This window comes from Pedobacter jejuensis, from assembly GCF_003725795.1.
In the GTDB taxonomy this organism is placed as follows: domain Bacteria; phylum Bacteroidota; class Bacteroidia; order Sphingobacteriales; family Sphingobacteriaceae; genus Pedobacter; species Pedobacter jejuensis.
In genome coordinates this window covers 167533-181665 of record NZ_RBEE01000023.1, presented here as the reverse complement: position 1 = coordinate 181665, position 14133 = coordinate 167533, and the positions used below count along the sequence as shown (strand labels likewise).

The 14133-nt window shown below is 39.2% G+C and carries 7 protein-coding genes; all 7 read right to left on the bottom strand.

The window, feature by feature from the left end; translation table 11 throughout:
• Positions 1-29: 29 nt before the first annotated feature.
• The 7 genes from D7004_RS11560 to D7004_RS11530 all read right to left on the bottom strand — a co-directional run bounded on the left by D7004_RS11560 (position 30) and on the right by D7004_RS11530 (position 14132).
• Positions 30-2837 carry a glycoside hydrolase family 2 protein gene (locus D7004_RS11560; RefSeq protein ID WP_123206016.1) on the bottom strand — a complete coding sequence of 936 codons (2808 nt, stop codon included), beginning with the start codon at positions 2835-2837 and terminating at the stop codon, positions 30-32.
• Positions 2837-4165, bottom strand: a complete 1329-nt coding sequence (locus tag D7004_RS11555; protein ID WP_123206015.1) for a sialate O-acetylesterase — start codon at positions 4163-4165, stop codon at positions 2837-2839. Before D7004_RS11555 ends, D7004_RS11560 begins: the two co-directional genes overlap by 1 nt.
• Positions 4166-4394: 229 nt before the next feature.
• Entirely contained in the window at positions 4395-6227 is a 1833-nt protein-coding gene (locus D7004_RS11550; RefSeq protein ID WP_123206014.1) for a sialidase/neuraminidase family protein, read from the bottom strand.
• An 89-nt stretch (positions 6228-6316) separates the two neighbouring features.
• On the bottom strand, positions 6317-7249 hold the full coding sequence (locus tag D7004_RS11545; RefSeq protein ID WP_244214312.1) for a glycoside hydrolase family 43 protein: 933 nt from the start codon (positions 7247-7249) through the stop codon (positions 6317-6319).
• 203 nt (positions 7250-7452) lie between these two features.
• A complete protein-coding gene (locus D7004_RS11540) occupies positions 7453-8853 on the bottom strand; it encodes a glycoside hydrolase family 140 protein (RefSeq protein WP_123206013.1) in 1401 nt (466 codons plus the stop codon).
• A gap of 3 nt (positions 8854-8856) precedes the next feature.
• Complete coding sequence (locus D7004_RS11535) at positions 8857-12054, bottom strand: DUF6298 domain-containing protein (protein WP_244214311.1); 3198 nt, start codon at positions 12052-12054, stop codon at positions 8857-8859.
• Positions 12055-12491: 437 nt separating this feature from the next.
• Positions 12492-14132 (bottom strand): polysaccharide lyase, encoded by a 1641-nt coding sequence (locus tag D7004_RS11530; protein ID WP_123206012.1) that lies wholly within the window; start codon positions 14130-14132, stop codon positions 12492-12494.
• Position 14133 lies beyond the last annotated feature (1 nt).

The window sequence follows — 14133 nt, the reverse complement described above, 5'->3', positions numbered from 1 at the left end:
AGCTGAAGCAATCTCTTTTATTAAATTATTTAAGGAGATTGCTTTGTCGTGCCTCCTCGCAATGACGAGCTGTTAAGTGAAAAATCAAAATAAAATGTCATATCCAATGCTCTGCTTGGTTCTTTGTCAAAATCATAAAACACATGTTTCATACCCATTGGCCCGGTGGTTTCTGGTTTTTGCGTCTTTGTACCAATTGCCGAAATACCATTCATAAAAGAAATATCTCCATTTGGGAAGGTAGGACTCATATTATCGTACTCCGTATCTATTGATTTTTTAGGCGTGAATAGCCTCAAAAAAATGTCCTCTCTATCGGTTATCACTCTAAAATTTTGCGATTTACCAATAAATTCGCACCAGTACATGTTGGAGTAATAACCCTTAAATTCTGGATATTGCCAGGGCGGTTCACCCGTTGCAGAATTGTTGTAATCCTTCTTCCAAACACCAAATTCGGTACCTTTCATTCGGTTTTTCCAAACGCGGTAGGGTCCATTTCCTTTATATTCAACGCCTTTAATTTCCGTTTCAGGATAGGAAAAGTTAACACCTACAAAAGTGGTGAAGTAAGCAGAAGGAAAATATTTAACCTGCATTTTTAACCAACCCGAAGGATAAATTGTCCATTGCAAAGTATTGTAACCATCTTTTTTATCATAAGTGGATGAGATAATTAAATTTCCATCAACCATTTTTGCTGTGAAGTTTTTAAAATTATTAATGCCTTCCTGCAAAACCGGACCATTAGAAAAAGGGATAACGCCTGTTGAATTTTTAGCCTGCTGTAGTAATCCTGTTTGTTTATCAAAAGTTAATTGAATCCCATTGGCAGAAACCTGGTAAGCTATTGCCGATTCTTTTAAAACTACTTTTGATGAACCCGTTTTAACAACCATTTTATCAGCATCATCTTTCGGTAACGCAATCGGGAAACTCCAGGTAAATAATTCTTTGCCATAAAAATCTTTAACCGTTAGATACAAAGCATCAAAACTCCTCCAATCTGCCGGAAGATTGATTTGAAGTTTCCCCTTTTCAAAAGGTTTGATGTTTGGCGCATCGGCTTTACCGGTTTTAAATTCAGCATCGGTTCCTGCTTTTAATTTCTTCAATTTCCAATCGAAAGTACATTGGTTGAGATTGGTAAAAGCATAACGATTTTCCAATAGAAATGAACCATCGAAACCTGAAGTCATTTCTCTTTTCTCCACAAAAACGGGGCTCCAGACTTCTTTAATGGTAAAGAAACTGCCTTCTTTTTCATGATAAGGACCAACAATTCCGTCTGGACCATGATTTCCATCTGTATCTAACTCGTCATTTTTATCTGTACGAACTACCGCCTGATCGGCAAAATCCCATAAAAAACCCCCTGCCGACAATGGATTGTTCCACATGGCATTCCAGTAATCTTCTATTCCAGCACCATGACCACCATCCCACATGCCATGAAGAAATTCGGTTGGCATTAAAATATTGTGGCCGTGGTCATAGTTGCCAATTCCATAATTAAATTCGCGGTAATGCGTAGTTTCAAAACCATTAAACACTTCCCAGGGATGAATCAAAGGGCGTTTTTGCAGGTCATTTTCAGTAAATAAATGGTCTAGTTCACGGTTGTGGCCGCCTTCATTTCCATTTGCCCAGAAAATAATAGATGGATGATTCTCATCATTTGCCATCATTTCCTTAAATAATTTCGTTCCTGTAGGTGTATCGTAAGTGCCATGCCAGCCAGCCAATTCATCCATCACGAATAAACCAAGGGAATCACAAACTTCTAGAAAGTGACCATCAGGTGGGTAATGCGACATTCGAACGGCATTCATATTCATTTCCTTCATCAATGAAACGTCAGCAATGCTAATTTTTCTACTGGTTGTTCTGCCCGAGGATGGATAAAACGAATGGCGATTTACCCCTTTAAATTTCATTTTTACACCATTAACATATACACCATCACGCTCCCTTACTTCAACGGTTCTGAAACCTATTTTTTTTGAGATTTGATGAATAATTTTTCCATTTTTTATTAAAGTAAAAATGGCGTGGTAAAGGTTTGGAAACTCAGACGACCAAAGCGCCGGGTTTTTAAATTCCTGTTCAATTTTAGTAACACCAGCCATTATTTTTGCAGAAAACTCACTACCAAATTGCTTTCCGTTTGCGTCGCGTAATTCAATATTAACTTTATCGGCTTGGCCTAAAGTGAAAATATTTGCTGTGAAAACGCCATTTGCTTTTGCATCAATCTGAACGCTTTCAATATAGGTTTGTGGCAAAGATTCTAGATAAACCGGTCTGAAAATACCACCGAAAATCCAGAAATCAGCTTTCCTTTCTGCCTCATTAACCGATTGATTTGCAGAATGTTTAGAAACCGTTACTTCAAGTAAATTTTCTTCTCCCAACTTTAATAGCTTAGAAATATCATATTTGAAAACATAGAAAGAACCGTGGTGAATTGCACCTGCCGATTTACCATTGATTATAACTTCAGTATCCGTCATTGAGCCCTCAAACACAATATTTATTTTTCGGTTTTTCCAGTTTGATGGTACTGTAAATTTATATTTATACCATCCTTTTTCTTTTCCCTTATTTGCCTCTTTATTAAAGCCATAATTGTATTTCCCGAAACCTTGCAATTCCCAATTTGAAGGAACCGGTATGGTGGTCCATTTACCAGAATTCATTCCTTCGGTGCAGAAAAAATCCCAATTTACCGTATTGTCATTTCCAGTTCCTGATAGATATAGTTTTTCGCTTTGCTGTGCATGTACAAAGCAAAACATCATCATTAAAGAAAGGAAAAGTGTAAACCTGATTTTCATTAATTGGCCTTAAATTGAGTGGTTAGCGGATTATTGGTTCTAAAAGGCAAAGCGGGCAATCCATTGCTGTAAAAATTTCCGGTTGGATTTTCTGTCCAATTGTAGCGAACGGCAACAGGTTCTTTTACAGCTGTTGATGACACCACTACTTTCCCATCTTTAACTATTGCATCAGCATTTACATATTTTCCATCTTTACCAGCGATGGTGAAACCGGTAATTGGAGCCTGTGTATTCAGGTAATAAAAATCTACAAATGCTTTTCCGTTTTTAATTGAAAATGATTTATAAATCGGTCCTGAAAAGTCTATTTTTTGATAGTATGTTTTAGCTAAAGCCCAAAGTGCCAATCTTCTACCCACTTCCCATTTATAAGTTGGGTGCAAATCATCATTCGAATCGTTTAAGTCGTTTGTCGAAATCAAGCCAGTGTTTGGCAATCTTAACAACTGTGCTTGTGCTTCCCAAAAATTCGGTTCGGTATCTGCTGTTAAGGTAACTTTATCGCTTTTTTGCTTGCTGTAATTAAACGGAGCAATTTGCACGTAGTAGAAAGGAAATTCTTCACCCCAAGCCTTACGCCAACTTTTTATCAAAGCTTTCATTTTATAAGAGTAGCTCAGTGTTTCGTTTAAAAAGCAATTGGTTTCTCCTTGATACCACAAAACTCCACGAATTTTAAAATTGGTAAGCGGTTCAACCATTGGTGTGTAGAATTTGCCAGGGTCGTTTCCGACTTTTTTATCGTTGAAGTAAGGTTCAGCAGCGAACGCTTTTTCAGTAATCCATGGTTCGATGGCACTGCCAGGAACTGCCGAAGAAATTACCCCCACTGGAATACCAAGTTTGCTTTGCAATTCTTTCGCGAAAAAATAACCTACGGCAGAAAACGAACGCAAAGCAGAATCTTGCGCAACAGCCCAGCTTTTATGAACAGAATCTGGCTTGCTCAATTGTTTGCGATTCACCAGAAATATCCTGATTTGCTGATTTTTTGCCAGTTCCACTTCATCAGCAGGGAAACCTAATTTTTCATTTTTTGGTTTAGGAATTTTCGCCAATTTTCGCATGGCGTATTCCATGTTTGATTGCCCTGAACATAACCAAACTTCGCCAACAAGAATATTGGTTAATTGGATTGTATTGGTACCGGAAATCATCATCGTTTGAGGCAGAGCCGATGTTTTTAACGGAGCCAACACCACCAGCCAGTACCCATTTTTATCAGTGATGGCTTGCTTTTTCTGACCAGCAAATGTGATTTCCACTTTTTCATTTGGTGATGCAAAACCCCAAATGTTGATGGGTTTATCACGTTGTAAAACCATATTACTGGATAAAATTTGAGGTAAAAGGATTTTGGCGTTTGCGGAGATAGTAAAGAAAAAGAAGAGTAATAATAAGAGCGATTGCTTCGTAACACAGAATGATGGGCATACCGACGCGGTCGATATTACAAAGTCGGGATTGTGTAAGTTGACATAACCAGAATTCTGAAATGAGAATGCTTTGCCGCTCCTCCTCGCAATGACGATTTGTCTTCTAATTCTTACCATCTTAAAATCCCTCCGTTTTTAAATATTTAATAGAAAATACGGCCTCTTTTTGTTCTGACTCTCCAGCATTTTTCAAATCATTGGCTTGGTCGGCAGGGGTATCAACATCCGGAAAACGACGTACATCACCAGTACGGAAAACAATACGAGAAACCTCAGCCACGGGTTGAAATGCTAAACTTGTTAAAACATCTTTTCCGTTAATGCTTACGGTGTAGAATCTGGTAAAAGCATCCAGTTTCAATTTAATATCATAGGTTTTTCCCGCTTCATATTTCATGAAGTTTTTATAGCGGGCCCCAGCTTTTGCACTTAGCACGCCTGCCGTATCAAACGTTAAACGAACAGTTGCCATCCCTTTAGCATCCTGAAGTTCCACTTCCAACAAACCAAAGTTGTTTTGATTGGCCGTAACCGAAAACCAAGTAATAATCTTTTTGGATGCTGGAAATACTCTTTCAGCTTTCGCATAATCAAAAGGATCTTTATCTTTTAAAACCAATGTACCGCCTTCTATTTTAACAGGCGCCCAAACCGGACTATAAATATTCCATTTATCGAGCACCGAATTAGTGGACATTTTACTAAAATCGTCATTGATATGTTGTTTAACTTCGGTTTCAACTGGCAGAGGAATCGAAGAAACCCAGATATCTTCCTTATTCATGCTGTAGGTTACCCATAGCTTTCCGTCTGCGGGTTTTCCATTTCCCTCAATAATTCCACGAACATACTGCGGACCATAAGATTTGTAATTTCCACCGTAGCGCATTGGGGTAATTTCGCCATGCACCAAGGAAAGATTGGTATAATCCAAACCGTTCTTACTGGTTGAAATGGCTAAGGGCCATCTGTATTCTGAAGGATTATAAACTGTTGCATAGTTTCCATCAGCAGTTTTTTGTCCCCAGATTTTAGCGTTGCTATTTACAAAACCCGGTGCTCTTGCGGCATTTTCCGGCCAGCTTTTTCCGTTATCATTGCTTATTGCGGTTAAGGCATTTTTCCATAAACCAACTACCCTTCCATCAGATAAATGGTAGTAACTAAATGCTTTGTATTGTTTTTGCAAGGTTATTAAAGGATCTTTCCTATCAGCCTCCTCATTCCATTGCTGCGTCATTAACTTATTCGTTAACAATTCTTTACAAGCATTAACAAAAGCTTTGTTTTTACTTGTAGCGAAGCATGGATACTTGGTATTTTGAGCTGAATACCCAGGATTATAATGTATAAAATAGATTGGGCCATATTTTCCATCTGCCTGTATTTCGCGTACCGCTCTGCCAATTCCATGTCCATCATTCGGGTCGTCTTTGGCATCGAAACTGATGGCATAAAAGCCTAAAACCAAAAACACATTCTTGGTAGAAACATAAAAACCCATGCGTTGGTGCATTACAGCATCTAAATCTTTTGCCACATCTGTTCTTCCTTGTTTTGTAGTTCCATCGGGGATTCGGTAAATGGGAAATATCACATCGGGTTTTGTCCAGGTGTATCCATCTTTTGAAGATTGCAGCAATGTTTGTCCTGGCGGGATGCTTTCTCCAACCTTATCACTCAAATATTCGACGTAAAATTTGTTGTTCCAATAGGCTAACATTGGCGCATGGTTGTATGTCCAGCCAAAATTTTCTGCCCATTCCGGATGTTCTCTATTCGCTCTAAAAGTTTGGATATTATGCACCCCCACTACCGGTGTAAGTTGCCCGTGGTGATAATCTGCATTAACCAACGTTTTACCAGTATAACGTACGGTATCTTGCGCTTGCGAGGTTTGTATCGCAAATACAAAAGCTAGAAATAAAAAAAGTATTTTAACTATTATCATGTTATTATGCTAATTCTTTTGGTTCGTCTCTATGATTTGCTTTTCCAAAAGATGCTGAAATAAATTCAGCATGACGACCTTTTTAAACACTATCTATCATGCTTCAACCCCTCAATTATTTTCCTCTTCACTTTTATAATCGTTCCGTGTTTATGTCCTTCAGGGATGGAAACTTCTGAAGTCACATCCTTAAAAGATTTAAAATCAGAGGTTTTATATGCCGAATAAATCTTCTGCCCGTAAGCGTCGAAATATATCAACCAATCGTTTTTCACTTTAATCACCGTTGGCCCTTCGGTTAATTTGGGACTAAAAGTTTGAGAAACATTCTCGTAAGGACCTAATGCATCTTTCCCTGAAGCCACTTTTAAATTTCTATTCGGGCGGGTATTGTCTTTCAAAACCAATACAAAATCTTTGCTTGCTCGTTTTACAATTACCGCATCAATTACACTAAAACCCGGGTCTAAAAATAGTTTAGGTTTCGAAAAACCCACAAAATCTTTTGTCGTAATGGAATACATGCGATGGTTATTCTCTTCATCTTCAATACCCTTTGCGAAACGAAAAGGAATAGTGGATGCCCAGATGATTACAAATTCCCGCTTATAATCATCATAAAAAATTTCTGGTGCCCAAACGTTAACGGTCTTTGGTTCGCCTTCCATCACCGGAATAAATTTCTGTTCGCTCCAAACGATTAAATCCTTTGAGCTTGCGTAACCGAAACCTTTATCGCCTTTCCAGCTGCATGTCCAAACCAAGTGAAAAGTTCCATCTGGGCCTTGAGCAATCGATGGGTCTCGTAAAACCTTTTGAGTACCAACTTCCGGCTTTAAAAAAGTTTTGTTCAAATCTCTCCAGTGGTAAGCATCGTAACTATACAGCAATCTTAAACCTTCTGTAGCTGGTTCGTGAAAAGATGTAAATAAATAGGCTTGTTTTGAGCATGAAGTAAATCCGCAGAAGGCCAGGCCGATTACAGCTAAACGAAGGGATGATATGAAATTTGATTTAAACACTAATTGTTTTTATGTTATTCTTTGCACATTGCTTATTTCGCCTCGTATTTCCATTTTAGGCGTAACTCTTAATCTTTTAGCAGTTCTTTCATTTTATGATTTCCAATAAAATTGAGAATGACGACCGCCTTAACCTATCAAGGAGATTGCTTCGTACCTCGCAATGACGGTTTGGGCATACACGCAACGCCAAACTCCGTAATCTATTCACTATCCAAAACCAAAACCCAGTCATTACCATTTGCAGGTTCACCAGGAGGGTTAAATGCTTTAATTCCCTTATTTTCGAATACGCCAATAGCAATATTTTTTCCAGTTCGTGGATTAAACCATGTTGCCTTTACATCATCTCCATCAATCTTACCCAGCTGTACACTAAAATTTCTTCCGGTATAGGTGTAAAGCATGGCAAATTCTTCACCTCTGGTGCCCAATACCCTGTCATATTTTTCACCGTTTTCGCCGGCTATTAAAGTTTGGTCGGGCACTCGGTCGAAATATGAGCGAGAAAGCATTAAATTTTTCAGGTATTGCATTTGCTTCGCTCCAGGTGCATTAATTGCTGTAGCCCACTCCTCTTTAGGGCCATAAGCAGGTTTTTTATCGGTAAATTTATGCATTTGCATTACCGCGTTATTGCCATAAGTGTATCCAAAAGCACCGGCAAAAACCGACCAATAACCATAACGTCGCACATCAGCAGCTGTCCATCTAACTTCGGTTGTATCGTGTAAACCTTGCGGAATACCTTCGTAAGATGGTTCACCATCAATTGTTGGTTTTGTGGGTTTTAACTTATAATCAGACTCGATGTATTTCCAGTTATCTTCACCGTAATGCAGTTTTTCATTTTTAGAGGTATCCTGATCGTAACGGCGATGGCCAGATTGAATCATATCAAAATCGTTCCATTTTGCCTTATGAAACCATGCCGAGCCAGCTGTTCGTCCACGTGGATGAAAAGTGAGCAGATGATTGGTGTCGTTTTTTCTTAAGGTCTCACCAATTGTATTCCAAACCTTTAATCCATCGCTACCCTTAATATCGCCACCATTTAACCAAATGATGTTCCATTTATCTTTATATCGTTTGGCCAAAAATTCGGCATAAACTTTGGCCTGTGCGGCTGATACTTTACCCACTTTCACATTTGTACCCCAAACTGGCACTAAGGCCATGTAAAGTCCTTTTTCTGCAGCCTTATCTACAGCATAATCGATATGGTCCCAATAATCGTAAGCCACAGTATCCTGCGGATTGTTGCCAGGGGTAACCACTGGTTTTGAAACATCAGCACGAACTAAAGAAGAATCTAAATAGGTGTTTCTAGACTGAACATCATGCAAAACCATCACCTGAATAACATTAAAACGCTTTTGCTTTCTATCTTCCAGATAAGTGTTTACTTCATCTCGATTTAATCTGCTAAACAGTAACCAAGCCGTATCGCCCAGCCAGAAAAATGGTTTTCCATCTCCAGTAGTTAAGTATCTTCCATTTTCAGAAACCAACAAACTCTTATCACCAAAATGAGCTTCTCTCTTGCAGCCAAAGGTTAGCAAAGCTAGGATGGATAAAAGAAATATTTTAGATTTTATCTTCATGCGCTATATCTTATTGATGATGATGACTTCATCGCCCTTTCCAACTTTATTGATTTTAGCGATGGCATTGCCACTAATTTTTTCCTCTTTCAGTAGGCTTCCGTTCTTGGCATCAATGATTTTTACCACAAATTTCCCAGAAATTTTGCCTAAATCTAAAGTTGCAGATGCTGTAGATGCGTTGTATAAAATGTAATTTTTGCCCGCATTTTCTAAACCGTATTGTTGGGTATTCTTTCCTGCCGGAAGAAAGGTTCTCATTTTTGAAATCGAATTAAGTGTAGCCGCATCAATATTTTGAACATTAGATAATGAACCTCCGGCCATTAAAACTGCCCAACCGAAACTGTCGAAGTTATCACCAGAATACATCACTGCCTTTTCAGGAAATTTATTTCTATATTCTGAAACAGCATGATAAACTTCTTCAAAAGATGCTTTTTTAGGTTTTAACAATCTGGCATGTTGTCGTGGAGCCAGATTTAAGCCGCCATTTGGGGCATAAGCAGTTCCGTCTGCCTGATAATGCCAATATTTTATATCAATTAAATCAACTATATCGGCTCTTTGCTTATCTGCTAAAATGGCATCCTGAACGTCTTTCGTTACACTTAAACCCACAATTGGATGTTTGCCCGTTTCCTTTTCCCATTCTTTTATAGTATCTAACCAGAACTGCACAAAATGCAAGGGACCAGTAAACTCTGCACCAATTAATTGGATGACACCAGAATTTCCATCAAAATTTTCTAAGCATTTACGGATGTAAGCTTGATGTATTGCCTTGCGATTTTCGTTAGAAATATCGTAAAACTGTTCAGCCATGAAAATGCGTTTATCTCCTGCATAAGGAACCGGTTCTGGAAAACCAGTATTGTTGATGTTGTTTGCGGTACGACAGGGAAAATCTGCATAATGTGCCCCAGCCTCAATAATATTGTGCTGAAAATAATTTTCATGGATTAAGACTAAACCCTTTTGGTCGGCCAGGTTTGCAAAAGTTTTTAACCTATCCCAATACCAAAGGTTGTACTTTTTTATGTCATATTTACTCAGGCCGTCCCAGGCCCTATCTCGCCCGCTACGGGCAAAAGGCAATTCGTAAAACGGCGCCCAAACCTCACCATCCATGCGGCGAATGCGTTCGTGGTCGTCTCGTCTTCTATCATACCAAAGGCCATAATTATGGTCGATTATTTTAACGGAACCGTTTTTCATTGAGTCGGTAAGAGCGTCCAAATCATCGGTTAAACCATTCCCTGAGCGACCAGGAACAAAACGGGTTATGTGAAATTTGGTATTTTTTAAACCGTACGGACGAGCGCTGCCGTTCCACCAGGGAACATCCTGCCGATTGCCCAAAATGATTTTATCACCACGAACCAGCCAACCATTTTTTATGCGCATGGTTTCGGCCATTGCAGGCTGAACAACTTTATCCAAACCAATATTATCAATACTTTTTACCTGATTACGCTCTGTAGGAATTCTGTTTCTCTCAGATGCAGCATCGATGTATTCAGAAACCGTAAGTGCTGGTTGATAAGCCAATTTAGTAAGCTTTAGTGCAACATCAACCGGGGGGCTGCTTGAGGCTTCGGTTTCCATCGGCAATATAAAAGTTCTGTTATCCACTTCACTGCCCAATCTATCTTTCAATTGTGCATAATACAAGCTTCGGGGCTGAATTTGCTCGTTCGACATATCCCAATAGCCATTTCCGGCAAATTGAGCCCAGGTACCGAAAGCCCAGTTTTGAGCCGTTGGCGGCTGAAAATTATCAACTCTTGCTGCACTGCATTGCCAAAAAACACTGTTTGCCGCACTCCATCCTGCACCTTGCCCATCCTGACCACGATTTAAATAACTCAATGCTTGCCCATCGATGTTTACAATATCGAAAAGTACACCCGATGCCCAGCTATCAATTGTACCACTAAAACTAAATGGTAAATACGACTGGCATTGCACAAAAACATTTGGTCCGGGAGCACAAAAACCAACAGCAAAATCATGGTAGCCATATTCCGAATATAACCTTTGAAAAAGCGTTTGCTGACCTGTAGTTAAAAAAGTGTAGCGGCGTTCACCACCAATCTCCGAAATTGGGTTAAGGGATTTACAATCTTCAACAGTAATTCTTCTGGCCGTTTCGAGTACATTAACTGCAGAACCTGCAAAATGCTCAAAAACAACCTGACGAACCCATGCATCCTGAACATTTTCCAAACAAATGGCAGTCCAGCGGTGGTATTCATCTTTAATATTTTCTTTATGATAATCTGATTCGAATTTTAAATTTTCTACGCCGGATTGAGAAATTCTATTGTTCCATTGATATTTTGAAACGGTTGCACCCCCAAATTTAGCATCCAAAGCAGTTGTTATTGGTGCATCGATTGTAATTTCCGAACCATTTATTGCAATAATTTTTCTATCCCAATGGATATCTCTGGTTCCTGGTTTCCAACCTAAGGCGCTTTCTCCACCACCAAACTCAACTGTTTTTAAGGTTTCAATCCATTCTTTTGTAGATGGGCGATTGATTATGATTTGATCTCCAACTTTAAAGCCACTAACATTTGTTAAAGTGATTTTTGTCGCATTTACAGGAACATAATTATCTGCAATGGCAACCGGCGATTCTTGTATTTTATCGTTTTTGCCCAGAATTCTAATAACCCCAATCCTATCTAAACCCGTAGCGAAGATTTTAGTTCCATTTTCGCCCATTCCAGTTCCGCGTAGTACAACGCCAGAAGTTGATATTTTTAGCGTTCCGGAAACCTGGTAGGTTCCTTTGTCTAATAAAACTGCACCGCGTAAACCATCTTTTCCGGTGGGTAATTTTGACACGTAATTAATCGCAGACTGAATTCTTAAAGTAGCATCTCCGTCTTTTATAGGAACGAGGACTTTAACAGTAGCATCTGGAATTGATTTTTCACCAGCCATATAACCTGCAAAAGAAAAATCAGGAATGCGGTTTCCTTGCGCATCAGCGGTATAAGCCAATTTACCAACCTTACCTTTGTAAATTGGTTTTGGTGGCTCGATAGGTTTTATTTTTTGAGCGAATGATGTTAAATTGATGCCAAGAAAATAAAATAGAATAATCAGTTTTGAAAACCTGATAGGCGTGTTGCGCATCAAGTTGTCAAAGCTTTTTGTTACGTAATATTTTTGGTTAGTATTTAACATTTTTTTATTGTTCTCTACAGTCTATCAACAGTCGTCAACCTGAAATCATATCAGGGTCTCTATAGCATGAAAGATGCTGAAATAAATTCAGCATGACGACAGCCCTAATTCTTATTGCTATCTACCATTCTGTTAACGGTATTCACCCTATTCCTTCAGGGTCTTTATGGCATGAAAGATGCTGAAATAAATTCAGCATGACGACAGCCCTACAGCAAGCTTAATATGCAATTCCACTATTTTTACTTTATGCTTTCTGCTTTACACCAGCATCCATCTTCCATCCCTTCATCTTCCCTCATCCATCTTCCATCCCTTCATCTTCCCTCATCCATCCTTTCCTTTTCCATCTCTCCAATTCCACTATTTTTACCTTATGCTTTCTGCTTTACACCCTCATCCATCTTCCATCCCTTCATCTTCCGTGCCTCCATCCCTCAACTCTTCTCCGGTCTTACCTTATTTACCTCTACTAAACTATTTAAATAAACTTCAATATTTGCATACCCCGATTTTGTGATTTTCGCTGCATCTTTACCATCTTTTGGGTTTAAGCCATGCTTGATTTCGTATGCATCAGGAATACCATCGTTGTCGGTATCAACATACGGTGTTCCTTTATATTCTGGGTAGCCACCAACTTGGGCAATATCAGAAATTATCCCTTTTTTATAAGAATCTGCTGGTAAGCGGCGCTTGACATAACTTTGAAAAGCTGGCAATTTTTCATCCTCAACATGTTGTATTTTACCTGTTGAAACCTGCTCTACAATGCGTTTATCAACCGCATCGCGAATGGGCAAAGCTGCACCGGCATTAGCCAAAACATAATCGTAAGCTTTTTTGGTTTCGATGATGGAAATTTTTGCCATAGGTAGCGGTTTATCTACACGAATAGAATCCAACAGCTTTTGCTTATCCCGCTTACTTTCTGGCTGTACACCACCATCCCAATTATTTGAAGTCACTTTTTCGTTTCCTTCAACAATATTTCCGGTTATATACGCTTTGCCAAATTCATTTGTAAAGCGTTTATCTCTACCCGATTCTGGCTTCAAAATGCGATAAGCAATGGGTTCACCTGCAGGCGTTATGGGTCCAGGTTTGTAATAATTATTAATAAAACTATAAAAAGATGCGTTGTCGCCACCATCAGCACTTCTATTCCACCAGTTGAAAATTACATTATTGGCGAAACCAAAATCGCCATACATACCAACGGAAGGATTACGACTGATATTTGATGCCCATAAATTCCGCATAAAAGTAGAGTTTAAACCACCAATTGTACTTCCGAAGGCATGATTGTAAGTATCTAAAGCCTCAGAAAAAATGGAGTTTTGAATGGTAACGTTTACCGTTGGCAGTTTTACAGGTTTAGAGCCATCTTTTGGGTCGTAAACATGGCGATAAATCGACATATTTTCATCCAAACCCCAACTTGCCGATACATGGTCGATGATGATATTTCCTACCGGATTACCACCAATGGCATCATCTCTTCGCGTTACATCGGTAGCGCCACGGCGAAAACGCATGTAGCGAATCACCACGTCATGCGTATTTATCCAAACCGATTCGCCAGCAACACAAATCCCATCTCCGGGTGCGCTTTGACCGGCAATAGTAATATATGGTGCACGAATGATTAAAGGTGTTTTTAGTTTAATAATCCCCGAAACGTTGAATACAATAATTCTAGAGCCACCTTGTTCGCAAGCCTCGCGTAAGGTTCCTTTGCCGGAATCATTTAAACTGGTTACCACATAAACTTTGCCACCGCGACCGCCATATGCATAAGCGCCACCACCTTCAGCACCGGGAAATGCCACTAATTTTGATTGCGGTAAATCGCTGGGTTTTGCAGCCCATGGAATATATGGCTTGCCTTGTTTTGCCTCAGCATCAACAATATGCTTTACTCTTAAAAATTGTAATTCAGATTTCTGCTCAATACTCTTTAAAAGAGAATCGGCTTTTTTCTCCATCGCCTCCGGAATTACCGGGTATTGCGCAAATGCGATATTGCCGAAACCACACAAAGCAATGGCAGCCAGAATTGAATTCCAATTACGCATG

Excerpts from the sequence above, each read along its gene's own strand:
- D7004_RS11560 (WP_123206016.1), bottom strand. The coding sequence starts at position 2,837 with ATGAAAATCAGGTTTACACTTTTCCTTTCTTTAATGATGATGTTTTGC.
- D7004_RS11555 (WP_123206015.1), bottom strand. The coding sequence starts at position 4,165 with ATGGTTTTACAACGTGATAAACCCATCAACATTTGGGGTTTTGCATCA.
- D7004_RS11550 (WP_123206014.1), bottom strand. The coding sequence starts at position 6,227 with ATGATAATAGTTAAAATACTTTTTTTATTTCTAGCTTTTGTATTTGCG.
- D7004_RS11540 (WP_123206013.1), bottom strand. The coding sequence starts at position 8,853 with ATGAAGATAAAATCTAAAATATTTCTTTTATCCATCCTAGCTTTGCTA.
- D7004_RS11535 (WP_244214311.1), bottom strand. The coding sequence starts at position 12,054 with ATGTTAAATACTAACCAAAAATATTACGTAACAAAAAGCTTTGACAAC.
- D7004_RS11530 (WP_123206012.1), bottom strand. The coding sequence starts at position 14,132 with ATGCGTAATTGGAATTCAATTCTGGCTGCCATTGCTTTGTGTGGTTTC.